We start from the raw sequence: 26362 nt of genomic DNA, 5'->3' as shown, positions 1-26362 counted from the left end.
TTTTTTACTGAATTCGGCTTTTTATTATACCCAATTTAAATGCTGAACAGCTTATATCCTTTAAAACCCATAAATTATATATTAATGATATGACTCCAGAAGATTTTATGCGTTTAGCCATAGCAGAAGCAAAAAAAGCAGATGCACCTTATGGAGCAGTAATTGTCAAAGAAGGAGAAGTAGTTGCTGTTGGTTATAACACTGTGAAGCGAGATAACGATCCATCTGCTCATGCAGAAATAAATGTCATTCGTAGTTTAACAGCAAAACTTCAAAATTATTCTTTAGAAGGTTATAGCATATATACAACAGGTGAACCATGCCCAATGTGTGCAACAGCTTGCGTTTGGGCTGGTGTATCAGAAATTATATATGGTGCTTCTATTCAAGATTTAATATCAGTTAATCAATCACAAATTGAAATAACTTGCGAAGAGATTATTGCTAAAAGTTTTAAAAAAGTTAAATTGAGAAAAGGTGTTTTGAGAAAAGAATGTGTAGAGTTATTTAAAGAGTAATTTTTCAATAAAATTATGGAAAAATCGTAAGGATAATAATTATCGTAGACACACAAGCGGCTACATCTATGTTCGACTAATATAATATTTGGATAAGACGCAAAGAATCTTGTTTCTCTGGTTTAAAACAGGAACTAAATATTTCAAGGCTTTGTCTGTTTCATTTAAGAAATAAATTGCCAAAATCATGCTTGTGACTAGATATACTCACAAACAGCGCTTAAATGTCATTGTTACCCAAATTGCGATCGCCTGTATTTGTCTTTCATCGCCTCTAATCATCATCAACGCGACTTCCGCACAATCACAAACCCAGACACAAATTAACTACCATATTCAACGCTTAAAGCATCCTCAACATCGTTCTGCTGCTATAGATTATTTAGCAAAAGTGGGTAAACCTGCTGTTCCCGCCCTAATTACAGCTTTGCAAGATAGTGATCCCCAAGTTCGTACCAGCACATTAGTAATTATCGGTAAAATTGGTGCAAATGCTGCCGAAGCTATACCCGCCTTGATGCGTGCAATAGATGACAAAGATGCAACTGTTCGTTCTCATGCAGTTCAAGCGATCGCCAAAATTGACAGAAAAGCCTATGTCCCTTACATAGTAGTTGGTTTAGATAGCAAAAATCAACAAGAACGTTACGGTGCAGTCCACATTTTACGCGCTATGGGCAAAGATGCGGCATCTGCTGTACCTAGCCTCATAAAAAAGTTAGATGATCAGGATAATTGGATGCGGGTAAATGTGATTTCTGCTTTAGGTAGTATCGGAAAAGCTGCGACACCAGCAGTACCTACTTTAGTTAAGCGTTTACAAGACACAGATGAAACTGTTCGCCACAGTGCAGCTTATGCTTTAGGTGATATTACTTCGAGTTGGCTAGAGAATCTGAATCAATTATCTCCAAAAGAACTAGATATAACTGTCTCCAACTTAGAAACAGCCCTAAAAGTTTTGCAGAACCCCTCATTTAAATTTCGCCCAGAAGCAATTACTGCTGTTAAAGAACCTCTTGCCATTTTGAATCAAGAGAAACTCAGACGGGCAAAATAATTATCTCATCATCCTAGTTTAAATAAGATAAAAATGAGTTGGCAAAGATTGCTGCTTGAGTGCGATCGCGTAAATTTAAACGATTTAAAATATTAGTGACGTGATTTTTAACTGTCCCTTCGGAAATGTAAAGTTTTTGGGCAATTTCTTTATTAGTCGCACCAGTAGCAATTAAGCGCAAAACCTCTTTTTCTCTAGGAGTCAATTCAGTTAAACTTGGTGGCGGAGGTGGCGATTTATCAGGTACAACTGGCGGGAATTGAGTCAAAAGTTTTTTGACTATGCCTGGGCCTAATTGGGTATATCCTTTATAAACAGCACGAATCGCAACAGCTAATTCTTCGGAAGGAGTATCTTTGAGTAAGTAACCCATTGCACCATTTTGTAGTGCTGCTGTTACATATTCATCATTATCAAAAGTCGTTAATACTAAAATCTGTATGTTGGGAAAACGCTTGTGAATTTCTCGCGTTGCTGCAACTCCATCCATAATTGGCATTCTAATATCCATTAAAATCACATCTGGATGTAATTCTTCCATCAAATGAATTGCAGTCTCGCCATTTTCGGCTTCTCCAATAATTTCTAAATCTGGTTCTAGTTCTAATAACGCTTTTAATCCTTGACGAATTAAATTTTGATCATCTACCAAGAAGACTTTGATCATTGACTATACCTTGGTAAGGGGATTTCAACTCTAATTTTGCAACCAGAACCAGGAGTACTGTTAATATTAAATTTTCCACCTAATGCTAAAGTGCGATCGCGCATACTTTGCTGTCCAAATCCTGTGGTGTTTTGCCCTAAATCAAAACCTTTACCATTATCTTCAACTACTAAGTATAAATCTGTATCTGTTGTTCTTAATTCCAGTTTCACTTCTGTAGCTTCAGCATATTTACAAATATTTGTAAATGATTCCTGAATAATTCGATAAATCGGGGTAGTCATCTCCGAAGAAATGGGATGAGATAAATTAATTTTTAGAATTGGCGAGATTCCAGTTGTACGCTGCATACTTTCTGCAAGATTAGCAATCCCCTGTTCTAAAGATTGTTCTTGTAAGGGATGAGAACGCATCGCAGAAACCGATTGTCGGACATCTTGTAATGCTTTTGAACCTAATTCTTTTGCTCTTGCTAAAAATGTTTGAGCTTTTTCTGGATTAGATTGCCATAATTTTAAAGCAGTTTCTAATTGTAAATTTAACGCCGTCAAAGAATGTCCTAAAGAATCATGAATCTCTCTAGCAATACGATTGCGTTCTTCCAAAGTTGCTTGATTTTCAATTTGCAAAGCATATTGACGTAGTTTTTGATTAGCAATTGCTAGTTTTTCTCGACTTTCTCTTTCTGATAAAATTGTATTCATCAACATTAATACAAAAACTAAAGCTAATCCAAATAATAGAGCAACAACAAAATTATAAAATAACAATCTCTCTTGGATAGCAGGTGATAATTGTATTGACGGACGAGGAGGTTTTCTTTGTGATATAGAAAAGATAAATAATATCAAAGATAAAGTCGTAACAAATAAACGACCTTGGATTTGAAAAATAAAACAGCTACGAGTTACTAACACCAAGTATAAAAAAGGGAAAAACCTTCCAGATGGTTTAGTATTGTAAAAGGAAATAAAAATAATTAAAATTACTTCTATAATTGTGTAAACAACCTTAATGAATTTATTTTTAGTAGGCAATCTCAAGCCCATTAAGCCAAAAACAAGCAAACTAAAAATTGTTAACTCTGTGGACTGATTATTGAAACGTTGAAAATGAGAAGGTATTAAAACAGCAGAAGCAGAAACAACTAATAATATCCACTCCAAATAAAGTAAAAACCGAAAAGGATGATTGCTAACTTTAATTGGTTGATTCACAAAAATAGACCTGTATTGAAAATAGGGTTAAGGAAAAAGACAAGATATATTTTTATATATTATTGGTTTGTAGTCCAACTAGAACTAATTGTAAACAGATTTCCATAAGTTCACATTATATTATTTGTCACGTCACAAACATGACTTAAGTCATGGGTTATACATGACTTTCTCCTCATGTGACTGTTAAATATAACTTCTTAAGATAGAAACAAAGAAACACACAAAACGCTAAAGGTCGCAAATGAAACTCAAAAAATTATCATTGATTGCTGGTGCTGTTGCTCTCAGTTTAACTGCTGTCCCCTTTGCAGCTCAAGCACAAACAAACTCATCTTCTTTTCTAGTTGCACAAGTTCCTCAAGGTAAAGGCCCATTCCAAAATTTAGGACTAACGGATACACAAAAAACCCAAATAGCAGAAATTCGTCGGAATACAAAAGCTAAAATGGATGCAATTCTTACCCCACAACAACGAGAACAACTCGCAAATGCAAAGAAAAACCGTCAAGCAAATCGTCAAGAAAGACGCAATTTAAAAGCCTCCCTCAATCTTACTGAAGATCAGAAAGCTCAAATGCGACAAATTATGGAGTCTCAAAAATCTCAAATTGACGCTGTTTTGACTCCTGAACAAAGACAACAACTGCAAGAAATGCGTGCAAATAAACCCTCACGTCGTCAACAATTGAATCGTTAGCAGGAAATACAGCAGATTTCAACAAGCGTGAGGTACGGAAGAACCCCACCTGCGGGTGGGGTGTAATCCATTTAAATGCAAAGCGCTGTATAAATAAATATATTCAGGTTGATCTTGGGATGCTCCCGTTAAAAATCCATGAGTGTAAAAATTGTATCTACTTCGCTCACTATAATATTTGTATCTGTAGTTTGTTGTGTAGAGTTAATCCACTCGCGTTGAATTTGTGCTGGTTTACCGAAAAAATCGTCCCAAGCTGGTTGTAATTTTTGTAGTAAAATTTGCCATTCATTCTCCACATCTGCTGTACGAATTGTGCGATCAACAAACTCTTCTGCGATCGCAAAAGCAACTTGACTAGGTTCACTCAGCAACTGTTTTAAGGCTGTTTCACATTTACGAAGACTTTGGGCATGAGCTATCTTGAGATTGAGAAATACTTGTTCCGTAGAAGGCGAATTCGTTAACTGAGGAGTTTCGGGTTGTTTCGGAGTTAATCCATCTACATGGGGACGAATGCGATAAAGTATAAATTCTCGATAGCTCAGTTTACATTCAGCCAACATTTGAAATGCTATTTTGAGCTGACTAGGTATAGTTGGAATAAGTTGATCTGGTATTTCTGTTGCTAGTACTTGGATAAATTCAGAACTTTTGCTGGCTGTAAATTTTCCTAAATTTGTCTTGGTAATCAGTATCTGTGCTATTTGAGATTTTACGCGCTCAAGCGATCGCCCCAGTCCATGATCTAGAGATAATAAATTTTGCAAAAAATGAGCGCGAACTTCATTCAGATACTGTTCATAGACAATCTCATAGCTACTCTCAATCTCAACACGCCTTTTTATCTGCGATGGAGAAGGAATTCCTGTATCAGTTCGACAAAGCTGCAAAGTTACTTCTACTTGTTTTTTTAAGTCAGTATCTACATCTTGCCGCTTTTTCTCTAATTCCTGAAGCAGTTTCTCAAAACTATCTGTAAGTTCCTGCCACAGTTGTATAAACTTCTGCTCGAACAAAGCTATGCTTTGAGAATCTAAATTTGTCTGCTTTGAATCTTTTTGGACAGTTTTTTCTGCAAGATGCAGATCAATGATGTCAGTTATGTTTTGAGTAGTCTTTGTGTTCATTTGACAGCCTATTCAACCAATCGGTTTAGCAAAAAAATCACTTTTCTATATAATAATACTTAGATTAAAGTAATAAAACAAATAAGTAATTTTATCGTTTTAGCATTTACTTAGCTTGGCAAATAAAATTTGAAAAAAGAAAATATAGTTAAATTCTCGGTTAATACAAGCATAGCATGTCATTTTTATTACTAAAATTTTAATTATGATTATTCGTTGAGTAGTTACACAAGCTATATTGCACTTATATAGATTAATTATTAGGAACAACACCTGTGTTTCCTCTGTACGACGAAAATCCAACGCGAACTACCCCATACATCACCTATGGCTTGATTGGGATGAACGTTTTAGTTTTTCTACATGAACTTCAACTATCAAATGAACAACTAAATCAGTTTTTGCAGCTATATGCAGTTATTCCTGAACAATTAACTACCAACTTAGCTGGCGAATGGACAACATTATTTACATCCCAATTCCTTCATGGTGGTTGGTGGCATTTAATCTCAAATATGTTATTTCTGTTTGTTTTTGGTAACAATGTTGAAGACAAACTGGGGCATTTTAAGTACTTAATTTATTATTTGATTTGTGGTGCTTTTGCTGCCCTATGTCAGTGGTTTATCAGTATGAATTCTGGGATTCCTTCATTGGGAGCAAGTGGTGCAATTTTTGGAATTTTAGGAGGTTATATTATTGCTTTTCCCCACTCAAGAGTTGTCACATTAATATTTTTAGGTATTTTCGTCACGACTGTGAGAATTCCAGCCTTATTTCTGATTGGGCTTTACTTTATTCAAAATTTGATTTCTGGTTTTGCAAGTCTACAAGCAGCAGCAAATATGAGTGTAGAGACCGGGGGAATTGCTTACTGGGCGCACATTGGCGGTTTCGTCGCTGGAGTGGTACTTGCTCCCTTCTTGGGACTGCATAGACGAGAGTATTAGTGAGTTGGTTAAAAGTCAATAAAATCTTTGTAGAGACCGTAAATTTACGGTCTCTACATTCCCAAAAATCGAAGCGAAAAATCTTTAACCGAGCAGTATTGCCAAGACACCAAGTTGAATCGCAAACAATCAGCCATGAAAGCAGGTTTTTACCCACCTTGATACGGATATTTCATGCTTGGTGGTGAAATCATTGGGACTGTCTTCTAGTTTCTTGATTAAAAACGTATTGCAGCAGACCTCCACAAGCATCAAGGAGTAGTTCGATTACCTGATTAAAGCCCTCTGAACCACCATAGTAGGGATCTGGAACTTCTTTAAGAGTATGCTGAGAACAAAAGTCACACATCAAATGTACTTTGTGGTGATATTGTCCAGTTGGATCAAGAGATAAAATATCGTCATAATTTTCCCGATCCATAGCTAAGATCAAATCAAAGTCTTGAAAGTCTGACTTTTGAAACTGACGAGCATAACCACGGAGTTTGATTCCTAGCTTTTGCAATGCAGCAGAACTCATGCGTCGATCCGGTGGGCTACCGATGTGATAGCTAGATGTGCCAGCTGAGTCACAGATAATGCGATCGCCTAGTATATGTTTTGCAGACTCACTCAAGCCATTCTGCTCAATCAAGTAATTCATAATATTTTCTGCCGCAGGCGATCGACAGATATTTCCCAGGCAGACAAACAAAAGTTTGTAAGGCATAGAAGTTATATAGTCATTTGTCCTTTGTCATTAAGAATAAGACAAATGACAAACAACTATTAAGTCTAGAACCCAGGAAGTTCCAACCCACTTGTTAAATCTTCCATGCGTTCCCGCATTGTTGCTGTGGATTTGTTATAAGCATCTTTCATTGCCGCAGCTACCAGATCAGAAAGTACCTCTGCGCCTTCATTGAGGGCATCTGGAGAAATTTCTACCCGCTTAGGTTCTTGGTTCCCACTGACTATCACCTTTACTAAACCATTGCCAGCTTCGCCTTCAATTTCCATTTGCTCCAGTTCTTCCTGAAGGCGCTTTGCTCCTTCTTGCACCTGTTGAGCTTTTTTAAAGGCTTCAGCTAGTTCTTTCATTTTTCCTAAGCCAAAGCCAAATCCTTGTCCTTTACCTGTCATATGAGATTGTCCACCTGTATTTTGATTAACAAGTCAATTTCAACAAATTCAATTATAGATGCGGTATGTCATTTACCTATTTTTACCCCCAAGTATCCTATTCTCCAAATTTAGTCAATATTAGCAAGGGTGAAGGATGAAGTATTAATACTTGGATTTAGTTTATTTCGGCTGATGAGTGCAAATCTAGGTAATTTCACAAGTTAGCGTTCGCGCAAGCGTGTCGCAAAGCGACCCACCTCCTTTGTTGGCGAAGCCTTCTTTAAAGGGGTAGGAGGCTCGCCTGTATCTGTGCATATTACGTATCTCTTCTTTTACGTCTTTCCTGTACTGTGGGAAGATTATTGAGGGTTAAGTCAAGTCAAGTAAACTCCCATTTCCGAATTGTTTTAGTCAAGAAATTAATGCTGCGTTTGAACCATCCCATGTTCAAGTCATTAAAATCTCAGTTGAAGAATACTCTCATTACACTTTTGTTGGTAACACTCTTTTTAGGAGTAAGTACAGCCGGGTGGACTCCCTCCAGCAGTGCTGGACTACCAGCAGGAAACGCAATTACTGACGGTAAAGCACTTTTGCGCTATGCATTACCAATAGATAATCAGCCTGTACGAGAACTGCAAGGCAGTTTGGAAGATATATCAAACCAACTCAGAGCCAATCGACGTTGGGGTGCTGTTTCCAAAGACCTCAGTAAAGCATCACGGATTCTCAGTAATCCTGGCAAAATTTTGGCTAGTGTACCACAAGCAAACAAAACCCAAGCTGAAGCTTTGATTTCTCAATTGAAATCAGGTGTGAGCAGTCTTGAAGAAGTAAGTAAAACCAGAGATAAAGAACAAATATTAGCACAACGAGCCGACCTGTTAAACCTCGTTGGTGACATAGAAGATTTGATGGTGCAGGGATTTCCCTTTGAAGTTCCCAAGGAATATAGCAATTTACCGCAACTAAAAGGTCGTGCCACCATCGAAATGAAAACTATGAAGGGTAATATTACTTTTGTAGTGGACGGTTACAATGCCCCTGTAACTGCTGGAAATTTGGTTGATTTAGTACAACGGGGTTTTTATGATGGTTTACCATTCACCCGCGCAGAAGAATCTTACGTTGTCCAAACTGGTGATCCACCAGGAAAAGAAGTAGGCTTTATTGATCCCAAAACGAATAAATATCGTGCTATTCCTTTAGAAATTCTTTTTGAAGGTGACAAAGAACCAACCTACGGTATTACATCAGAACAAGCAGGACGTTACACCGATTTACCTGTGTTGCCATTTTCTGCCTACGGTGCAGTAGCTATGGCTCGTCCTGAAAGTGACAATAATGGTGCTTCTTCGCAATTTTTCTTCTTTCTCTATGAACCAGAACTTACCCCAGCTGGACGTAATCTTTTAGATGGTCGTTACACCGTTTTTGGTTATGTCGTTGAAGGTAAAGATGTTTTACGGGAAATCAAAGCAGGTGACAAAATTGAATCGGCAAAAGTTGTTAAGGGTGCAGAAAATTTAGTAGAGCCAAAGGAAGCATAATTACAACATTTTTATGTAGATGTGAGTAATTTTTTTCTCTAGGGTGGGCATTCATTGCCCACCTTAAATATATGATTCTCAATCCTTAGTAAAGCAAATGGCAGTTTACCAAGTTCGATTCATCAATTCTGCAACTGGCTTAGACCGTGCGATCGCAGTGCCAGATGATCAATATATCCTCGATATGGCAGAAGAAGCTGGTATCCGTCTACCATCTGGATGCAAACAGGGCGAATGTTCAGCCTGTGTTGCTAAAAGCATTGACGGGGAAGTAGATCAAAGTGAGCAAAAATTTTTGCGATCGCATGAAATAGCAGCTGGTTACACTATCACTTGTGTTGCTTATCCTTTATCTGATTGCACTTTAGAGACTCATCAAGAACAAGTCTTGTATCAAAACTCCCTGTATCTTAAATCAGATGCTCCCAAATCAGAGTAGTATCTTTAAAGCTAGAAAATTATCTACTCTACTAAACTCAGAACAAATATTAAATAATTCTTAAAAATAAAAGTAGTAATTTTGTTTTATCGAGTTAATGCTTATTTACCCAATCTAAACACTTCGGTCTATAAATTCTGTCATCAAAAACTAGCCTAATGGCAGAAGCAGAATCTACCTTGTTAGAGAGGTTAAAGAATAATACATCGCGGAAGATGGTATCAGAACATAAAAACCTCTATTTCTGCTTTTTAGGTGAAAACGATGACCGGAAACTTATTAGCTGCTCTAGTTACAGCTTTAAGCTTATTAATTGTTGATTTAGTAGTTCCTGGTGTTAATATTGCTAACTTCCCAGCAGCTTTAATTGCTGCGTTAGCAATTGGTTTAGTCAATGGTTCTGTTAAACCAGTTCTATCTGTATTGTCTTTACCGCTAAATTTCTTATCATTGGGAGCATTTTCACTCGTTGTTAACGGTATCTGTTTTGCTCTGGCAGCATTTTTAGTGCCTGGTTTTTCTGTACATGGACTAATAGCTTTTATTTTGGGTCCTGTTATTCTATCTTTTGCTAGCACCTTCATTAACAGATACTTTGCTGAGAAAAATTTGGCTTTATCAAGCAGTGATACAGCGAAATCCAATGCTGAATTACCTTCTAGCTAAATCTCAGTCAGTCAATTTCGGAAAATTGTAAACAGAAACAAAAAACTTACAAATAAACAGCAGTAGAAACACTATGAAATTACTTCGTTACCTCCTTGGATTCTTCCTACCTCCTGTTGGTATTTTCCTGACATATGGAATTAGTACAACTTTAGTGATCAACATTCTTCTGACTCTTCTAGGTTGGCTTCCTGGTGCTATTCATGGTGTATGGGCAATTGCCAAGTACGAAGAAAGATTAGATACCGTATCCTAATTCTTGAGTTGCTAACTAAGCCATAAGAAAAACAAGATTCCCGACTTCTTAAAGAAATCGGGAATCTGAAGTTTATATCGGATCGTATATTTTCTCACAAAAAGTATTTGAGTCCGTTTAAACAGAATTATGCTACTCAGGTGGGATATGGGGTAACACGGTTCGCTTAAGGATTTTTCGGTATTATTATTTTGTTATTTAGACACCGTAAATTGATAATCTCTATACAATATTTTTGATATTATCCCAACCGTATTGGGATATGGGATAGGGGGAGCATCCCAAATGTTCAAAACGCCTGCGATTGAAATCGCAGTCTGATAGCGAAAGTCGGCTTCAGCAGACTGTTTGATTTTATGAAGTCGTCTGAAGACGACTTGCGCTATTAGCAAAGGGTTTAAACCCTTTGCTTTACGGTATTTTGAAAAAATTGGGATGCTCCTTGGGATAGGTGCAAGATATCGATAAATATACTCTTTGGCTAATAGTATGAAAAAATAGGGTGAGCATTACCCACCCTACAATTATTAGCTATCTATAACTTTTATTTCCCAACTTTATCAACGGGTTCTTTCTCTTTTAGCCAATCAGCACCAGAGAGCAATAAATCTCTAAGTAGTTGTCTGATCTGATACTCTTTTTTAGCGATTGAACTACCTGCTTCGCCAATTTTTTCTTCTAATTGAGCGTGTTTTTGTTGCACTTGAGCAACTGCTTCTTCTGCTTGCGGACGAGCTTGCTGGAACCAGTTTTTTGCATCATCAAGATAACTTTTTACTTCTTCAGAACGTCCACCATAGCGTGCGGCTAAATTAGCTTTGACAATCGCTAACTGTGCTTGGAGTTGAGCATATCTTCTTCTCAATAAAGCCAACTCATCACTATTCTTGATAGCATCTATAGCAGAGTCAATAGCTGTTTTGCTTTCCGGTGAATCGACATTATTAGATTCTTTGATCTCTGCTAAAATTCCATCAACTTCTTGCTGGATTTTATTTTCTTCCTCATCTAGTTGAGCTTCTAGCTGTTTAACCTGTGCTTGAGTTTTAGCAATAGACTCATGTCTTTTCGTATTTACAGCCTCTAATGCTCCCTCAATTGAAGCTGTGACATTTTCTTTGTACTCACTGCTTTTAGCTTGTAAGTTTTCAACAACAGTCGAAACAGCGTCTTTAACAATGGAACGAATCTCAATAGAACCTTCTTGGAATTCAGAAACTACTTGAGAAACAGCTGCTTTCACAATTTCGCGAATTCGCTCTGCTCTCAACTGTCCGGTTTCTTTTGCTTGTTGAAGATCAGTTGTTATTTGTTCTTTGATATGATTAGGCATTTTTTAGATACTTTCAGATTTAACTAATTTGGATAGAATTTCATAGGATCACTATGTCACACTACGATTGTGGCGTAAGATATTTGAAAGCAGTACTTCCTTTAGATAGAAAATAACTAACCAAAGTAGTATTATTATGTGTGGGAAAACTACTCTAAAATTTACACTATTGCTCTTCACACTGTTGATAATTAGCTTTAGCCAACCAGCATTAGCCGCAGATACAACCAATGGTGCAAAAATCTTTGATGTTCATTGTGCTGGTTGTCATATCAACGGTAGTAATATCGTCAGGCGAGGTAAAAACTTAAAGCTCAAAGCACTAAAAAAATATGGTATGGATTCAATAGAAGCTATTTCTTCCCTTGTTGCTAATGGTAAAAATAATATGTCAGCCTATAAAGATCTTCTTAGTGAACAAGAAATACAAGATGTCGCCGCCTATGTTTTACAACAAGCCGAAAAAAGCTGGCGTTAAAAGGAGTTAGGAATAGCAATAATTCCTCGCAAGATTGCAAAGTCCAACTAATCCATAATCCATAGACGCCCAACCCTAACGGGAAGCCGCAAGGCGTCTATGGGGGGCTTCAAGAAAGAGTAATCTAAAATCCAAAATCGCATGACTCTACCCGCATCAAGTCGTCTGCAATTTACTCCTGATTTAAATATCTGCCGGATCTTAAACGGAATGTGGCAAGTATCTGGCGCACATGGACGTATTAATCCGACTGCTGCAATCCAAAGTATGTTTAAGTATATGGATGCAGGCTTTACTACTTGGGATCTTGCTGATCACTATGGGCCAGCAGAAGATTTTATTGGCGAGTTTCGACGTCAGTTAATTGCAACTCGCACTCAAGAAGCTTTGTCTAATATCCAAGCTTTTACCAAATGGGTTCCTCGTCCGGGAAAAATGACCAGAAAAATTGTCGAGGAAAACATTAATATCTCCCTCAAAAGAATGGATGTTACTTCCTTGGATTTGATGCAATTTCATTGGTGGGAATATCGAGATCCCAATTACCTGGACGCCCTGAAGTATATGACTGAATTACAAGCTGAGGGCAAAATCAAACATTTGGCTTTAACTAATTTTGATACAGAACACTTACAAATTGTTATCGATGCAGGGATCAAAATTGTTTCTAATCAAGTGCAATTTTCTTTAGTTGACCGCCGACCAGAAGTTAAGATGATGCGCTTTTGTCAAGAGCATGACATAAAACTTTTTACCTACGGTACTGTGTGCGGCGGGTTGCTATCAGAAAAACATTTAGGACAACCAGAACCAGGACTTTTTCAACTTTCCACTGCCAGCCTGAGAAAATACAAAAACATGATAGATGCTTGGGGTGGTTGGAAGTTATTCCAAGAATTACTTTTAACTCTCAAGCAAATAGCTGATAAGCATCAAGTGAGTATTTCTAATGTCGCAGTACGCTATATATTAGATCAGCCAACTGTGGGTGGTGTAATTGTTGGTGCCAAACTTGGGGTATCGGAACACATTGAAGATAACGCCAAGGTATTTACGTTTTGCCTTGACACTGAAGATATACATAATATAGATGTCATATCTAGCAAGTCGGGAGATTTGTATCAACTTATTGGAGACTGTGGTGATGAATACCGCAGGTAACTGATGGCTTAATAGGCTGAGTTTTGTTTGTGATCGTTGCTAACAATACCTAAAACGTTCATGCGAGACATTTTCAAACTATCTAAAGCCCGCTTCAGTATGGAAGAGTCTGTTTTTTCCATCCTCACTATTAGTAAAATGCCATCTGTATGGGGTGCTATTAAACTAGCATCAGCTAGCCCAAGCAAGGGGGGAGCATCATAAATCACTAAATCATAAGTATTTTGGAAGTCTTCCATCAATCGCTTCATTTTTTCAGATGAGAGCAACTTTGTTGGATCAGGTGGTATTGGGCCAGAAGTCAGTATAGAAAGTTGCTTCATAAATGGTGCTGGGCGAATTGCTTCTGTGATTGGCAAGTTTGTAGTAATTAAATTACTTAACCCCCAGAAGTTACTTAGATTTGCTAGCTCATGAATCACAGGTTGGCGCAAATTAGCATCTACCAGTAAAACTCGTTGCTCCATTGCACAAGCGATCTCGGCCAAGTGGAATGCAACTGTCGATTTGCCATCTCCTGGCATAGCTGAACTAATAACTATAGATCTGATTGGGCGATCGCTACTGAGTAGTTGAATATTTGTATTCAGTACACGCAAAGCCTCTAGAAAACCTGTGCTGTAGTTAGTAGTATCTCGCAGAGCGATCGCACCAGGTTGAGAAATGTCCTTTGATAGGGAATCTGGTGTTGCTCTTGGCAAAATTTTTGGTAGAGAAGTATGCTGTGAGCTACCTAGTAGATACCTCTCAAAAGGTATTGATCCCAATAAAGGCTCTTTTATCTTTTGCTTGAGAACATAAGCACTATGATAAGTACTATCTAGTTTCTCCAGTAGCAAAGCTAGACCAATTCCTAAGATCAAACCACCTAACAATCCCGATATTAAATTACGTTTGATATCTACTAAGGCAGGATTTTCTGGTAGAGTAGGTGCTTGAATTAATTCCCAGGGTAATTCTGTTTGCGCTACCTGAATTTCTAAGGTTTCACGGGTACTGAGAAAACGATTCAAACTCTCAGTTGCAACTTGTAATTTCCGTTGTAATTCAGTATATTCTCTGGTTAAGATGGGCAATTGCTTACGCTTTTCTTCAAGTTGCTGCTCTGCTTTGGCAAGTTCTTGGCTCTGCACCTCTAAAGCTTGAACCTGTGTTGTCGCCTCCGCAAGTCTTGTACTCATAAAGCGTTCTGCTTCTTGACGTAGCAATGGCAACAGGCTTTCTCGTTTTTCTTTCAAATTTTGGATTGTAGGGTTTTCGTCCTGTAAACTAGTTGCTTGGGCGGCTATTTGAACATCTAATTCACGCAACCGACTAAGTAACTGTTGATATAACACTGCATTATTCAGTGTAGCCAGTTCTCCTTCTTCCCCCTCTAAGCTCGCTAAATTGTTACGAGCTACAGCCAACTGCTGATTGATTATTTGCCTTTGTTGAGATAAATTGTTCGCTTGAGTAGTTATTTGTTGCGCCTGTGTTTCTGGATCAACAAAATCGTACTTTTGTCGGAATACCTGCTGTTCTTTTTGCAGCTGATCTACTCGTCTTTGCATGCTTACCAGTTGATCTCTTACAAACTTGAGACCTTGTCGCAGACTAGTTTGGCGCTGTTCCAAGCTATACTTTAAGTAAGCTTTAGCAATTTGATCCAGTACAGCTTTAACTTTAGCAGGATCATCACTCTCATAACTAACTTCTATAATCCTTGTTTCACCGAGGCGAGTAATAGTCAGATATTTTACTAAATAATCATAATTAACGTCTGGATAATCTCTTTGCAATTTCATAACAATATTTTTCATTAGTCCCGGACTTTTGAGAACCTGTATTTGGCTTTCATAATCCAGACTAGGGTTTGATGAACTAGAGTTTTGCTTAGAATCAAGTTCTAGCAACTTGTTCTCATTATTAAGAGGTTCGACTAATAGCCTAAAACTGCTTTCATACACAGGCTTTTGCTTTAGGGATGAGTATACTGTAGCTGTAATTACAACAGCTACTACTCCCGCTATGACTAGTACTCGCCGCCTTACAACACTTAAAAAATCTCGTAAATTCCAATCATCCCCTTGGGTTTCAGATAGAGGAAAAGGTATAATTTGACTACTCAGTTGCTGCGTTAAGAAATTCTGATTTCTGTCAGAATTTGATGGTTGATATGACCGATTATCCATAATTTATAAAGATTTGGTAAATATTTAAGTGCTATTTGCTATATCACAGTTTGAATTAAGTGTAATTCCACGGAAAGTAGCTATAGTAATGTTTTTTGTATAATTTTTAAGTTTATAGTATATATACTTATTCTTATACGGAATAGTGACTATTAAAATAATTGTGACTAAAGTATATCATCGGTTTATATATTCATGTGCTGCCTTACTCAAGCTTAATACTGTACTATGTGCAGCTTGATAATACAACTTGGTAAGAAGAGGACAACAAAAGATTTGTTTTACTAATAATATGCCGTCTTAATACCAAATTTTTCACGGTTGTGATCACCAATACAATCCTGTTTTATGAGTTTGGTAGCACTTTATAGCGTTGTCGAATAATGAGATGATTGAAGCTGAGTTCCAGACACGGAGACACGGTAATTGCTGTTGATGGAAATTCTAAAATAATCCCGTAATTATGCAATGCTCAGTTTTTTCAAACCTATAGAAATAGAAAACTCAAGGATAGATTATATTTCATACTTAGAAACCATCATGACAGTATGTTTTATACAACCAAAGTGATAAAAGAGGACTAAATAATGTATTTTCAGTAGTCAAGCAAGTAAGTATTTAATATACTGCTTCTAGGAAAGGCATCTTAAGCACTTACATCATTTCTAAGTAATCTTAATCACTTTTATTTTAAGTTTCTAGTATAAATATAGTTATTTTTAATACATATTTTTATTTACTACTTCTATCATATTGAAAGTTAAGTTCTTTTGAAAGAGCATTTTTTTAAAATATGATACTTAATAACCAAAAAAACGAGTATGTTTTATTACCTGTATTATTTTTAATATAAGACTAACATATCGTCTTCAGAGTCTCAATATAATAATGAATTTGAAACATGCTAATATACTCATGCAGATTGATGCTATGACAAAAAACCACCAAAGTAATGATTTTTTTTAATTATGTAAGATATGAAACAGCGTGTGTCCTCCAAAATTTTCAGGTGAAGATAAGCAAAAGATACAGCTTCGTTAAAAAGGCATATTGCCATAATTTTTAAGGATGTTGAATCAATGCATCAAATACACCTGTAACAACATCATAAAAAATAAATGATATTTTGAGTAGGTTTGTTTTTATATGTTGTGTTCTTCTATACTTTTGATGATGTACGTGCCAATGAATGGAAGCAATTAGCCTGATTTTTGGATACAGTATAAAATTAACCAAGTTATAATCTATAGTCTTAGAACAGACCAAGTAATAATTAACTTACACCTACCTTAGTATCAAAAAACACGGTTAACTATTCAAAGTGTTGTTTCCCTATTAAATAACTGAAATAAGTTCGGCGCTATTTCGATAAATCTTTTAATACAGGATAAAGTCGATGACGCTAATTCCTATTTTGTTAGAGTTACAGTTTGTGCATAAAACATATCTTTAAACACTTGAGATACTTCCATGTTTAAAAATTAGATAATTTACTTACAGATTCTGTTGTAAGTGCTGTGTCTGTTTGACAAAAACCTACCATTTTTTTTATATTTCGTATGGCGAGATTCCTTGACACAAAAGATTACTCGTCTGATTTTTGTTTGTCTATTTAGCGAAAATTATGCAATTAGTTTAGTTTTTAAAGATTTCTTGAAACTTCTATAAAAATACTTGTATTTTATGCAAACTATATTAACTTTGACACCTAAACAAATATATAATCAAACCCACGGATGAATGCTTGTATATTTTCTAGGAAATTAATTGTTATATTTAGTTAGATTAAGTATTTTGAAGACACCTAACAAATAGTTATTTCCTTTGTTTGTATTGTATTCAATACTGAAGTATTCAAGATGCTTTTATTAATTAATGTGTATTTTACTGCCTTCTTATATTAGAAACGGCGTCTAAAAAAGTGTTTGTACAGGATATAGCCGATGACACTCAGTAAATGGATTAATCAGAAATTGTCTCTATCTACTTCTACTCATTCAGATAATTCAGAAGCTAAAACTGAGCAGTTGCTAAAAACTGCGAAAATGGTCAAATTGTCGGTCATGACTCAGTTTTTTCCTCCAGATTACGCTGCTACAGGACAATTACTAGAAGAACTCACAAGACAATTGGGATATCTTGGGGTAGACATAGAAGTTTTTACAAGTCAACCAGGATATGCTTTTAAAGCTTCTCATGCTCCATCAGTTCAACACATAGGTAAAGTGCTAGTGCAGCGATCGCGCACTGCTCAACTTTGGCCAGGACGAATTCGAGGTAAAGCAGTAAATGGAGTTCTATTTACCCTGCGTGCTGCACTCCATCTACTGAAAAATGGTCGTCGTTTCAACCTATTGTTACTGACCACAGCACCACCATTTTTGCCAATTTTGGGATATCTTGCTCATACCTGGTTTAAGCTTCCTTATGTTTGCATACTCTATGACCTTTATCCAGATATCGCGATCGCTCTGAATGTAATCTCAAAAGATCATTGGGTAGCAAAGCTGTGGCGAAAACTCAATAAGTTAGTTTGGCAAAAATCCAAAGCAATCATAGTTCTCAGTCCTGCAATGAAAATGCGAGTGACTGCTATTTGTCCACAGGTAGCAGATAAGGTTTTTGTAATTCACAGTTGGGGAGATCCTGATTTAATTGTACCCATTGCCAAAAAAGAAAACTGGTTTGCATGGAAACATAACTTAGTAAATAAGTTTACTGTGCTTTACTCTGGTAACATGGGTCGTTGTCACGATATGGATACTATCTTGGAGGCTGCAAAACTACTGCAAGATGAACCAATTCAATTTGTGTTTATTGGTAGTGGAGCAAAACAAGAAGAATTAATTAGGGATGTCAATCACTTAGGGCTAAAAAATTTTGTATTTTTGCCTTATCAAGACAAACAAGTATTACCCTATTCTCTAACCGCTGGGGACTTATCTCTAGTCAGTGTTGATGGGGGTATGGAAAGTTTAGTTGCTCCTAGTAAACTTTATCCAGCTTTGGCGACTGGGCGACCAGTTGCAGTCATTTGTTCTGAGTATTCATACCTGAGACAAATGATTACACAAGCCAATTGTGGTGACACCTTTGAAAATGGAGATAGTCATGGTTTGGCTGAGTTTATTCGCCTGCTTAGTCAAGATCGAGAATTAGCACAGCGTATGGGTAGGGCTGGTCGTCAGTATATGCGATCGCACTATACGCCTGAGATCATATCTCGACAATATTTAGATGTATTGCAGCAGAGTATTAGGTGGGATAAATAAAAGGAATCAAGCGTTAACTAGCAGGAGTTCCATTAATAGATAGATCCTTTGTTCAAATGCAAATTAGACAGCCAAAATTTTGGCTTGATGTATTTAATATTTTGTGTTTGAACTTTGTATCATTCTCACAATGATAAGTAAAAAATAAATCATATATTAACCTTAATAATGTATGATGTTCAGCAGTCTACTATTACGGTAATTGACTATGTTTTAAAACCAAGCATAAAAACTTTTAATAGTTATTAAAAGATAGTAAGCCTATTTTGTAGTTACATACCTTTTTTGCCTCATAACTAGGAAAACTAAATTTATTTCAAAACATATAGATTGCTATTTGTTTAGGAGTTGGGCTTCGATGGTCTTTTGATCTCAGTCCCTCCAACGTAACCTTCATTCTTACTATTGGAGGCCAAACCGTAGAGAAGGTGTGATCTTGATCGGAAACATTCAAAGCTAAGAGCTACATAACTGTCCAAAATCTAGCTGTTATTTCAATAGCGTCAATCAAAAATATCAGTTGTATTAACAACACAACAAAAAATCATGAGTAGTCAAGAAATCGCCTCTAGTCAAGAATTAGTGATTGAGGCTGGACGCACCGAACGTCAGTATTGGCAAGACATTTGGCGCTACCGAGAGCTATTATATTTTCTTGCTTGGCGAGATATTTTGGTGCGTTACAAACAAACTGCGATCGGCATAGCTTGGGCATTGATCCGACCATTTTTAACAATGGTTGTTTTTACCGTGGTATTTGGAAATTTGGCTAAATTGCCTTCAGAAGGAGCGCCCTATCCAATTTTAGTATTTGCTGCTATGCTCCCCTGGCAGTTTTTTGCCAATGCTTTGAGTGAAAGTAGTAATAGTTTAATTAATAATGCCAACTTAGTTTCTAAAGTATATTTTCCCCGTTTGATAGTACCAATTAGTTCAGTAGTAGTCAGCTTTGTAGATTTCATGATCTCCGGCATCATCCTTTTAGGACTAATGGCATGGTATAACTTTGTACCAGATTGGCGAATTTTAACTCTACCAGTATTTATCTTAATTGCCTTTGCAGCATCTGTAGGTGTAGGACTATGGTTGGCTGCATTGAATGTTGAATATCGCGATTTTCGCTACATAGTACCGTTTATTGTGCAGTTTGGCTTGTATATCTCACCTGTGGGCTTTAGCAGCAGTGTTGTACCGCCGCAGTGGCGATTACTTTACTCATTAAATCCAATGGTGGGTGTGATTGATGGCTTTCGCTGGGCAATTTTGGGTGGGGAGTCACAAATTTACTTACCTGGATTTGCACTTTCTGTCGGATTAGTTGCCTTATTACTAGTAAGTGGCATTTGGTACTTCCGTAAAATGGAACGGACGTTTGCTGACGTAATTTAGAAAGGAGCAAAGCAGATGTCTAATACTATGATTCGCGTAGAAAATCTGGGTAAAAAATTTATTATTGCACACCAACAGGATAACTCTGGTCGCTATCGCTACAAGGCCCTACGAGATGTAATTGCTGATGGAGCTAAATCTCTGACAAAGAGACTGATCAAGCCCGATCCCAAAAAAGTATCTAACCCTACCCGTGAAGAATTTTGGGCATTAAAAGACGTTTCTTTTGAGATTCAGCAGGGTGAAGCCATTGGTGTGATTGGACGCAATGGAGCCGGAAAATCGACACTCCTAAAAGTTTTGAGCCGCATTACCGAACCAACGAAGGGACGTATCGCTATCAAAGGTAGAGTAGCAAGTCTCCTAGAAGTAGGGACGGGATTTCACCCAGAATTAACCGGACGAGAAAACATCTTCCTCAACGGTTCTGTTTTGGGAATGAGTAGAGTCGAGATTAAGAAGAAGTTTGATGAAATAGTTGCTTTTGCGGAAGTAGAAAAGTTTTTAGATACACCAGTCAAGCGCTATTCGTCTGGAATGTATGTCCGTCTTGCTTTTTCTGTTGCAGCTCACTTAGAGCCAGAAATTTTAATTGTAGATGAAGTGTTAGCAGTGGGCGATTCCGCATTTCAAAAGAAATGTTTGGGGAAAATGGATGATGTCGCTACCAAAGAGGGACGAACAGTCTTGTTTGTTAGCCATAGTATGCAAGCGATCGCCCAGCTAACCAAACGTTGCATACTACTCTCTAAAGGTAAGGTTCAGTTTGATGGTAGTACTGCCAAAGCAGTGCAGTTATATCTGGCTGGGCAAAAAGATGATTCCGAGCAACCTGGTTATTACCAAGCCCCTACAAGCAAAACAGGTAATTATGTAGCTTGGGCGCGGGTACATACTTCCGAAGGAGAAGGGATTCACTCTTGGGGAGAAGCGATTACATTTGAGTTTGCTCTAAACATCACAAAACCCCATGAAAGTCTGTGGTTCTCATTTCAAATAGTGAGTGCTTTACAACAGCCTATTTGTATTCTCTGGTTTTGCGATCCCGAAGCTCCCTTTCGTCGAGAAACTGGGACTTTTATTGTGCGATGTGAGATACCAAAATTGAGGCTCTATATGGGTTCGTACACCTTAACAACATGGTTTTCCGAACGTCGTAGCGAAACTCTGCTGGAAAATCTGAGGGAAATTTGCCCCTTTGAAGTCACTATGCATAAGTATGAACGTCCGGAGTATCAATGGCAATCAGATGAATGTACTTACTTAGAAGATGCGGTTTGGAAAACTGGAGAAAAATATTAATTAAAGGGGACAAATAATGCCAATCAATGATGATGTTAAGTTAGGCAATAATGTGAAAATTTTTCATCCCCAACTTGTAAACCTGTACAACTGCACAATTGGGGATGATACGAAGATTGGCACGTTTGTGGAAATTCAGAAAAATGTTACCGTAGGTAGTCGGTGTAAAATTTCTTCCCATAGTTTCCTTTGTGAAGGCGTAATTCTGGAAGATGAGGTATTTATCGGTCATGGTGTCATGTTTACTAATGACCTTTATCCCCGTGCCACAAATGAAGATAGTACTTTAAAAACAGATGATGACTGGGATGTTGTAGAAACGCGGGTTAAGCGCTGTGCATCCATTGGTAGCAATGCCACGATCTTAGCAGGTGTGATAGTCGGAGAAAAAGCCATCGTTGGCGCTGGAGCAGTAGTGACTCGTGATGTCCCCAATTACGCAATTGTGGTGGGAGTACCTGCTCGTGTCATTGGTGATGTACGCGATCGCAATCAAAACCCAGAAATAGCAGCCAGTATTTGTGGCTAATCATCAGCAGCACTACCAAGAATTAGCAAATCATTGAAAAATAGCGTTGTGTATAGTCAAAATTTCATTAACAAAAATATATAAGAAAAATGAGTAACAATATTAACATCGGTGTCATTGGTTACGGTTACTGGGGTCCAAATCTGGTCAGAAACTTTGCTGAAATTCCAGGAACACAAGTAAAAACAGTCAGCGATTTTAAGCCAGAACTATTGGCAAAGGTACAAGCAAGATACCCCAAAATAGAGATTACAACAGACTGCCGCGATATATTTAACGACCCTAAAATAGATGCTGTGGCGATCGCCACACCTGTATCTACACACTTCGACTTGGCTTTGGCTGCATTACAAGCTGGCAAGCACGTACTGGTAGAAAAGCCTATGACTGTCTCTTCAGAACAAGCCCTGCGGTTAATTGAAGAAGCAGAAAAACGCAACTTAGTATTAATGGTGGATCACACCTTTGTCTATACGGGTGCAGTGCGTAAAATGCGGGATCTAGTAGTTACCAAGGCAATTGGTGATATTTTTTACTATGATTCTGTGCGCGTCAACTTGGGACTCTTCCAACATGATGTCAACGTGATTTGGGATTTGGCAGTCCACGATCTCTCAATTATGAACTATGTATTGCCATCTCAACCTTATGCCGTTTCGGCGACAGGCATGAGTCATGTTCCTGGAGAACCGGAAAATATTGCCTATTTGACCTTGTTCTTTGAAAGTAACTTAATTGCTCACATTCATGTCAACTGGTTAGCACCAGTGAAAGTACGTCGGACACTGATTGGTGGCAGTCAACGTATGATTGTTTACGATGACTTAGAACCTAGCGAAAAAGTCAAAATCTACGACAAAGGCATTACAGTCAATGGCAATAATTCTGCGGAAAGCGTATATCAAATGTTGATTGGTTATCGCACAGGAGATATGTGGTCTCCTCATTTAGATATGACCGAAGCACTACGCACAGAAGGATTGCACTTTATCAATTGTATTGAAACAGGCGATCGCCCCATTACCAATGGTCAAGCAGGGCTACAAGTAGTAAGCATTTTGGAAGCTGCTACCCAGTCTATGAAGCAGCATGGTCAATTAGTTGAACTGAATTCAGCACAGGTAGCAGTATGATTCCCTTTGTAGATTTAAAAGCACAGTACTTAAGTATTAAAGAAGAGATTAATACTGCTGTCCTTAAGGTATTGGAAAGCACCCAATTTATTTTGGGTAGTGAAGTCACAGCTTTTGAGCAAGAATTTGCCCAATATTGCAATGCCGATTACAGTATAGCCTTAAACACAGGAACCAGCGCCCTGCACTTAGCGCTATTGGCAGCTAACATTGGTCCTGGTGACGAAGTAATTACTACACCTTTCACTTTTGTTGCCACGGTTGCGGCAATTGTATATACCGGGGCGACACCCGTATTTGTAGACATTGATCCCGTTTCCTACACCATCGATGTCACCAAAATTGAACAAGCCATTACCGAAAAAACTAAAGCCATTCTGCCAGTTCATTTGTATGGACAACCAGCAGACATGAACCCGATTATGGAAATTGCTCGACGTCATGGTTTGACCGTGATTGAAGATGCTGCTCAAGCTCACCGCGCTGAGTACAAAGGACAACGGGTAGGCAGTATTGGGGACATTGGTTGTTTTAGTTTTTACCCTGGGAAGAATTTAGGTGCTTACGGTGAAGGTGGCTCAGTCGTCACCAATAATCCTGAATATGCAAAAACAATGCGGATGTTGCGTGACTGGGGACAAGAAAGCAAATATCATCATGTTCTCAAAGGTTATAACTACCGCATGGATGGGGTACAAGGAGCAATTTTACGGGTCAAGTTACGCTATTTAGATAAGTGGACTGAGGCACGTAGATCACTAGCAGCACATTACGACGAACTGCTAGCAAACTCAAGTATCACAACACCCACAGTGATGCCCTATAGTTATCATGTTTACCATGTTTACGCCGTGCGTACTTCTCAACGAGAAAAACTGCAACAACAACTCAACGCACAGGGTGTTCAAACAGGCATTCACTACCCTATTCCCGTACACCTACAAGCGGCTTACGCAGATTTGGGCTATAAACCTGGGGATTTTCCTCATTCAGAACTAGCAGCTAGGGAAGAACTTTCACTACCCATGTATGCTGAACTTACAACTGACCAGGTTCATATTATTGCTGAAACTCTCCAAAGCATTCTTCAGGGAGTGAGTGTGTAATGAACGACAGCCGCCCTGGTTTAAACTCCCAACGTCTCGTCACCCTCATGCAGCAGTCAATTGAGCGCTGCAATCTGCAACTTGAGAACCTGAATGTACTGACAGAAGCTGCGACTGGAGCCTACGTAGTTACACCTGTACTGGCAGCTATGGCAGGGGCAGAAAAAGTGTTTGCACTTACCCGTAGTAGCCGTTATGGTACTGTAAAATTTGTAACAAGACAGACACAGCAATTAGCAGAAATTGCAGGGGTGAGCGATCGCATCGAATTTCTCAGCGAGAAAACAAAAACTATTGTCGCCCAGGCAGATATGATCACCAATAGTGGACACGTGCGTCCTATCGATGCAGAGATGATTGGGTGGATGAAACCCACCGCAGTCATTGCCCTCATGTACGAGGCCTGGGAATTTCGACCAGAAGATGTGGATCTTTATGTTTGTCGTCAACGAGGTATCCAGGTTGTAGGTGTCAATGAGCGGCATCCAGGAGTGGATGTTTTTTCATTTCTAGGTATTATGGCGGTTAAGCTGTTACTAGATGCTGGTATTGCTGTTTACACAAATAACATCTTATTGTTGTGTGATAATCCTTTTAGTTCGTTTATAGAACGTGGACTGATAAATGCTGGTGCGATCGTAGACACAGTTGACAGTCTCACAGCAGCCCCTAGAAACAAAATCTACGATGCTGTTTTGGTGGCTTTGCAACCACGACAAGAACCAGTACTATCTGCAAAAGATGTAGCTACGATTGCCAAATATTGGCCAGGGGTGCTAGTAGCTCAATACTGGGGAGATATTGAGCGATCTGCTTTTTCATCCCATAACTTACCTGTATGGCCAGAAATAGAGCCAAAACCGGGACACATGGCGATCTTGCCATCAGGAGTGGGAGCAGAACCAATCATTCGCCTGCAAACAGGGGGATTGAAAGCTGCTGAAGTTATTTGGCAACAACAATTTTCCGAGTTAAATCAAGAATCTCTAGAATTTGTGCAACTGCTGTAAATTTAAATCTTGTATTAGTACTTAAATTAGTGAATAATGAACAGCTATCAGATTTTCACGACCATGTATAAAAAAGGTAAATGAGTAATGTACTCTTAATCGGTTTAGGAACGACAAGTTTAACTGCCTTGGAATCTTTAATTCCCAATTCCAAGGTGCAAGGAATAGTAAGAAATATAGATCCTAAATCTAACACAAATGACCCAGTTGTTAACTTAGCACAACAAAACGATATCCCCATATTTATAAATACTTCACAGTCAGAAATTAAATCTTTAATTTTAAAGTTGCAGCCAGATTGTGTAGTGGTTTCTTCTTATAACCAAATTCTACCACCAGAACTAATTGAATTGTCTGCTTTTATCAATGTTCATTATTCGCCTTTGCCCCAATATCGTGGTCGTGCCAATGTTAATTGGGCAATCATCAATGATGAACCTTGTGCAGCAATCACTATTCATAAAATATCGCCGGAATTAGATGAGGGAAATATTTTATTTCAACAATTAATTCCGATTCACTTTGATAATACGGTAGCTGATATATATAACAACCTCAATGATATCCAACGCCAGTATTTAGGAGAAACAGTTGTCAAAGCCTTGCATGGCTATGAAGGTATACCACAAAACAACTCTGAAGCTACTTATTGTTGCACTCGTTTGCCAGAAGACGGTGAAATTAATTGGTCAAAATCTACTAGACAAATAGACTGTTTCATTCGAGCATTAGTCTCTCCTTTTCCGGGTGCCTACACCTACTTTCAGGGAAAAAAATTATTAATTTGGCAAGCAAAGCCAATAGAGAATCCCCCAATTTATGTTGGACGTATTCCAGGTCGAATTATTAGTAGATCGAAATCAGAAGGTTATATCGATGTTCTGAGCGGTGATGGTGTGATCAGAATTTTGGAGGTGCAATGGGAACAAGAAGAAAGAACAGCAGCCGCAAATGTGATTAAGTCTGTCAAAAGCACTTTAGGTTTAAGTAAATTTGATTTACTAAATCGTATTCAAGTTCTTGAAGAAGAAATTACAAACTTAAAAGGAGCCTATACAAAATAGTCGCTTATTCAAGTTTGCTCGAAAATCAGTATTTAATATTCTCAAATCAGGTAAACAAACCTAATACCCTTACTAATGACCAATGACATAGACGCTTTAGCGGCTGTTTGAAAAGTTTTGAAGTGTCAAATTTTATGCTAATTGCCTTATAGGA

25 protein-coding genes are annotated in these 26362 nt (G+C 37.9%); 18 read left to right on the top strand and 7 right to left on the bottom strand.

Annotated elements, in window-relative coordinates:
- Nucleotides 1-89: 89 nt before the first annotated feature.
- Nucleotides 90-518, top strand: coding sequence for a nucleoside deaminase (locus AC5JMK_RS11650; RefSeq protein WP_096676312.1), 429 nt, complete (start codon nt 90-92; stop codon nt 516-518).
- Between the two features lie 187 nt (nt 519-705).
- On the top strand, nt 706-1578 hold the full coding sequence (locus AC5JMK_RS11645) for a HEAT repeat domain-containing protein (protein ID WP_495910134.1): 873 nt from the start codon (nt 706-708) through the stop codon (nt 1576-1578).
- Nucleotides 1579-1591: 13 nt separating this feature from the next.
- Here the strand turns inward: AC5JMK_RS11645 and AC5JMK_RS11640 are convergent, their stop codons facing one another.
- Together AC5JMK_RS11640 and AC5JMK_RS11635 are read right to left on the bottom strand one after the other, a co-directional pair.
- Nucleotides 1592-2245 (bottom strand): response regulator, encoded by a 654-nt coding sequence (locus AC5JMK_RS11640; RefSeq protein ID WP_495910133.1) that lies wholly within the window; start codon nt 2243-2245, stop codon nt 1592-1594.
- Nucleotides 2242-3462 carry a sensor histidine kinase gene (locus tag AC5JMK_RS11635; protein WP_096676315.1) on the bottom strand — a complete coding sequence of 407 codons (1221 nt, stop codon included), beginning with the start codon at nt 3460-3462 and terminating at the stop codon, nt 2242-2244. The genes AC5JMK_RS11640 and AC5JMK_RS11635 overlap by 4 nt, the downstream gene beginning before the upstream one ends.
- 244 nt (nt 3463-3706) lie before the next feature.
- On the opposite strand from AC5JMK_RS11635, the gene AC5JMK_RS11630 reads away from it, so the two are divergent.
- Nucleotides 3707-4162 (top strand): Spy/CpxP family protein refolding chaperone, encoded by a 456-nt coding sequence (locus AC5JMK_RS11630; RefSeq protein ID WP_495910132.1) that lies wholly within the window; start codon nt 3707-3709, stop codon nt 4160-4162.
- Nucleotides 4163-4290: 128 nt separating this feature from the next.
- Here AC5JMK_RS11630 and AC5JMK_RS11625 read toward each other — a convergent pair whose 3' ends face one another.
- Nucleotides 4291-5292, bottom strand: a complete 1002-nt coding sequence (locus AC5JMK_RS11625) for a hypothetical protein (protein WP_096676317.1) — start codon at nt 5290-5292, stop codon at nt 4291-4293.
- A gap of 275 nt (nt 5293-5567) precedes the next feature.
- Between AC5JMK_RS11625 and AC5JMK_RS11620 the strand changes: the two genes are divergently transcribed.
- Nucleotides 5568-6242 carry a rhomboid family intramembrane serine protease gene (locus AC5JMK_RS11620; RefSeq protein ID WP_096676318.1) on the top strand — a complete coding sequence of 225 codons (675 nt, stop codon included), beginning with the start codon at nt 5568-5570 and terminating at the stop codon, nt 6240-6242.
- A gap of 190 nt (nt 6243-6432) precedes the next feature.
- Here AC5JMK_RS11620 and AC5JMK_RS11615 read toward each other — a convergent pair whose 3' ends face one another.
- Nucleotides 6433-6951, bottom strand: coding sequence for a low molecular weight protein-tyrosine-phosphatase (locus AC5JMK_RS11615; protein ID WP_495910131.1), 519 nt, complete (start codon nt 6949-6951; stop codon nt 6433-6435).
- Nucleotides 6952-7016: 65 nt separating this feature from the next.
- On the bottom strand, nt 7017-7364 hold the full coding sequence (locus AC5JMK_RS11610) for a YbaB/EbfC family nucleoid-associated protein (protein WP_017312047.1): 348 nt from the start codon (nt 7362-7364) through the stop codon (nt 7017-7019).
- Between the two features lie 404 nt (nt 7365-7768).
- Between AC5JMK_RS11610 and AC5JMK_RS11605 the strand changes: the two genes are divergently transcribed.
- From AC5JMK_RS11605 to AC5JMK_RS11590, 4 genes are all read left to right on the top strand, one after another.
- Complete coding sequence (locus AC5JMK_RS11605; RefSeq protein ID WP_096676319.1) at nt 7769-8896, top strand: peptidylprolyl isomerase; 1128 nt, start codon at nt 7769-7771, stop codon at nt 8894-8896.
- 97 nt (nt 8897-8993) lie between these two features.
- Nucleotides 8994-9335, top strand: a complete 342-nt coding sequence (locus tag AC5JMK_RS11600; protein ID WP_495910130.1) for a 2Fe-2S iron-sulfur cluster-binding protein — start codon at nt 8994-8996, stop codon at nt 9333-9335.
- Nucleotides 9336-9599: 264 nt separating this feature from the next.
- Nucleotides 9600-10001: a phage holin family protein gene (locus AC5JMK_RS11595; protein ID WP_096676321.1), complete on the top strand. Its 402-nt coding sequence runs from the start codon at nt 9600-9602 to the stop codon at nt 9999-10001.
- Nucleotides 10002-10074: 73 nt separating this feature from the next.
- Nucleotides 10075-10257 carry a YqaE/Pmp3 family membrane protein gene (locus AC5JMK_RS11590; RefSeq protein WP_096676322.1) on the top strand — a complete coding sequence of 61 codons (183 nt, stop codon included), beginning with the start codon at nt 10075-10077 and terminating at the stop codon, nt 10255-10257.
- Between the two features lie 544 nt (nt 10258-10801).
- On the opposite strand, the gene AC5JMK_RS11585 is transcribed toward AC5JMK_RS11590, so the two are convergent.
- Nucleotides 10802-11590: a histidine kinase gene (locus AC5JMK_RS11585; protein ID WP_096676323.1), complete on the bottom strand. Its 789-nt coding sequence runs from the start codon at nt 11588-11590 to the stop codon at nt 10802-10804.
- Nucleotides 11591-11726: 136 nt separating this feature from the next.
- On the opposite strand from AC5JMK_RS11585, the gene petJ reads away from it, so the two are divergent.
- The gene (gene petJ, locus AC5JMK_RS11580; RefSeq protein ID WP_096676324.1) at nt 11727-12068 is read left to right on the top strand and encodes a cytochrome c6 PetJ; all 342 of its coding nucleotides are present in this window, start codon (nt 11727-11729) and stop codon (nt 12066-12068) included.
- A gap of 141 nt (nt 12069-12209) precedes the next feature.
- Nucleotides 12210-13229 (top strand): aldo/keto reductase, encoded by a 1020-nt coding sequence (locus AC5JMK_RS11575; RefSeq protein ID WP_096676325.1) that lies wholly within the window; start codon nt 12210-12212, stop codon nt 13227-13229.
- Nucleotides 13230-13237: 8 nt separating this feature from the next.
- Here AC5JMK_RS11575 and AC5JMK_RS11570 read toward each other — a convergent pair whose 3' ends face one another.
- Nucleotides 13238-15403: a GumC family protein gene (locus AC5JMK_RS11570; protein WP_096676326.1), complete on the bottom strand. Its 2166-nt coding sequence runs from the start codon at nt 15401-15403 to the stop codon at nt 13238-13240.
- 1943 nt (nt 15404-17346) lie between these two features.
- Between AC5JMK_RS11570 and AC5JMK_RS11565 the strand changes: the two genes are divergently transcribed.
- The 8 genes from AC5JMK_RS11565 (at nt 17347) to AC5JMK_RS11530 (ending at nt 26208) form a co-directional block, all read left to right on the top strand.
- On the top strand, nt 17347-18675 hold the full coding sequence (locus AC5JMK_RS11565; RefSeq protein WP_096676327.1) for a glycosyltransferase family 4 protein: 1329 nt from the start codon (nt 17347-17349) through the stop codon (nt 18673-18675).
- A 546-nt stretch (nt 18676-19221) separates the two neighbouring features.
- On the top strand, nt 19222-20064 hold the full coding sequence (locus tag AC5JMK_RS11560; protein WP_096676328.1) for an ABC transporter permease: 843 nt from the start codon (nt 19222-19224) through the stop codon (nt 20062-20064).
- Nucleotides 20065-20079: 15 nt separating this feature from the next.
- Nucleotides 20080-21366 carry an ABC transporter ATP-binding protein gene (locus tag AC5JMK_RS11555; protein WP_096676329.1) on the top strand — a complete coding sequence of 429 codons (1287 nt, stop codon included), beginning with the start codon at nt 20080-20082 and terminating at the stop codon, nt 21364-21366.
- A 16-nt stretch (nt 21367-21382) separates the two neighbouring features.
- Complete coding sequence (locus AC5JMK_RS11550; protein ID WP_495910129.1) at nt 21383-21895, top strand: acyltransferase; 513 nt, start codon at nt 21383-21385, stop codon at nt 21893-21895.
- Nucleotides 21896-21984: 89 nt separating this feature from the next.
- Complete coding sequence (locus AC5JMK_RS11545) at nt 21985-23028, top strand: Gfo/Idh/MocA family protein (protein ID WP_096676331.1); 1044 nt, start codon at nt 21985-21987, stop codon at nt 23026-23028.
- Nucleotides 23025-24134, top strand: coding sequence for a DegT/DnrJ/EryC1/StrS family aminotransferase (locus AC5JMK_RS11540; protein WP_495910128.1), 1110 nt, complete (start codon nt 23025-23027; stop codon nt 24132-24134). Before AC5JMK_RS11545 ends, AC5JMK_RS11540 begins: the two co-directional genes overlap by 4 nt.
- Nucleotides 24134-25144 carry a hypothetical protein gene (locus AC5JMK_RS11535; RefSeq protein WP_495910127.1) on the top strand — a complete coding sequence of 337 codons (1011 nt, stop codon included), beginning with the start codon at nt 24134-24136 and terminating at the stop codon, nt 25142-25144. Before AC5JMK_RS11540 ends, AC5JMK_RS11535 begins: the two co-directional genes overlap by 1 nt.
- Nucleotides 25145-25224: 80 nt before the next feature.
- Nucleotides 25225-26208, top strand: a complete 984-nt coding sequence (locus AC5JMK_RS11530; RefSeq protein WP_096676334.1) for a methionyl-tRNA formyltransferase — start codon at nt 25225-25227, stop codon at nt 26206-26208.
- The last annotated feature ends 154 nt before the right edge of the window (nt 26209-26362 follow it).

This window comes from Pelatocladus sp., from assembly GCF_059505505.1.
The sequence above is the reverse complement of the archived record's forward strand: the minus strand, read 5'-3'. Positions and strand labels throughout refer to the sequence as shown.

Bases quoted from the DNA above. Each gene is read 5' to 3' on its own strand.
- AC5JMK_RS11570 (WP_096676326.1), bottom strand. From the start codon at position 15,403: ATGGATAATCGGTCATATCAACCATCAAATTCTGACAGAAATCAGAAT.
- AC5JMK_RS11650 (WP_096676312.1), top strand. From the start codon at position 90: ATGACTCCAGAAGATTTTATGCGTTTAGCCATAGCAGAAGCAAAAAAA.
- AC5JMK_RS11630 (WP_495910132.1), top strand. From the start codon at position 3,707: ATGAAACTCAAAAAATTATCATTGATTGCTGGTGCTGTTGCTCTCAGT.
- AC5JMK_RS11600 (WP_495910130.1), top strand. From the start codon at position 8,994: ATGGCAGTTTACCAAGTTCGATTCATCAATTCTGCAACTGGCTTAGAC.
- AC5JMK_RS11560 (WP_096676328.1), top strand. From the start codon at position 19,222: ATGAGTAGTCAAGAAATCGCCTCTAGTCAAGAATTAGTGATTGAGGCT.
- AC5JMK_RS11540 (WP_495910128.1), top strand. From the start codon at position 23,025: ATGATTCCCTTTGTAGATTTAAAAGCACAGTACTTAAGTATTAAAGAA.
- AC5JMK_RS11615 (WP_495910131.1), bottom strand. From the start codon at position 6,951: ATGCCTTACAAACTTTTGTTTGTCTGCCTGGGAAATATCTGTCGATCG.
- AC5JMK_RS11550 (WP_495910129.1), top strand. From the start codon at position 21,383: ATGCCAATCAATGATGATGTTAAGTTAGGCAATAATGTGAAAATTTTT.
- AC5JMK_RS11610 (WP_017312047.1), bottom strand. From the start codon at position 7,364: ATGACAGGTAAAGGACAAGGATTTGGCTTTGGCTTAGGAAAAATGAAA.
- AC5JMK_RS11535 (WP_495910127.1), top strand. From the start codon at position 24,134: ATGAACGACAGCCGCCCTGGTTTAAACTCCCAACGTCTCGTCACCCTC.
- AC5JMK_RS11565 (WP_096676327.1), top strand. From the start codon at position 17,347: ATGACACTCAGTAAATGGATTAATCAGAAATTGTCTCTATCTACTTCT.
- petJ (WP_096676324.1), top strand. From the start codon at position 11,727: ATGTGTGGGAAAACTACTCTAAAATTTACACTATTGCTCTTCACACTG.
- AC5JMK_RS11575 (WP_096676325.1), top strand. From the start codon at position 12,210: ATGACTCTACCCGCATCAAGTCGTCTGCAATTTACTCCTGATTTAAAT.
- AC5JMK_RS11585 (WP_096676323.1), bottom strand. From the start codon at position 11,590: ATGCCTAATCATATCAAAGAACAAATAACAACTGATCTTCAACAAGCA.
- AC5JMK_RS11555 (WP_096676329.1), top strand. From the start codon at position 20,080: ATGTCTAATACTATGATTCGCGTAGAAAATCTGGGTAAAAAATTTATT.
- AC5JMK_RS11545 (WP_096676331.1), top strand. From the start codon at position 21,985: ATGAGTAACAATATTAACATCGGTGTCATTGGTTACGGTTACTGGGGT.
- AC5JMK_RS11640 (WP_495910133.1), bottom strand. From the start codon at position 2,245: ATGATCAAAGTCTTCTTGGTAGATGATCAAAATTTAATTCGTCAAGGA.
- AC5JMK_RS11590 (WP_096676322.1), top strand. From the start codon at position 10,075: ATGAAATTACTTCGTTACCTCCTTGGATTCTTCCTACCTCCTGTTGGT.
- AC5JMK_RS11605 (WP_096676319.1), top strand. From the start codon at position 7,769: ATGCTGCGTTTGAACCATCCCATGTTCAAGTCATTAAAATCTCAGTTG.
- AC5JMK_RS11625 (WP_096676317.1), bottom strand. From the start codon at position 5,292: ATGAACACAAAGACTACTCAAAACATAACTGACATCATTGATCTGCAT.
- AC5JMK_RS11595 (WP_096676321.1), top strand. From the start codon at position 9,600: ATGACCGGAAACTTATTAGCTGCTCTAGTTACAGCTTTAAGCTTATTA.
- AC5JMK_RS11645 (WP_495910134.1), top strand. From the start codon at position 706: ATGCTTGTGACTAGATATACTCACAAACAGCGCTTAAATGTCATTGTT.
- AC5JMK_RS11530 (WP_096676334.1), top strand. From the start codon at position 25,225: ATGAGTAATGTACTCTTAATCGGTTTAGGAACGACAAGTTTAACTGCC.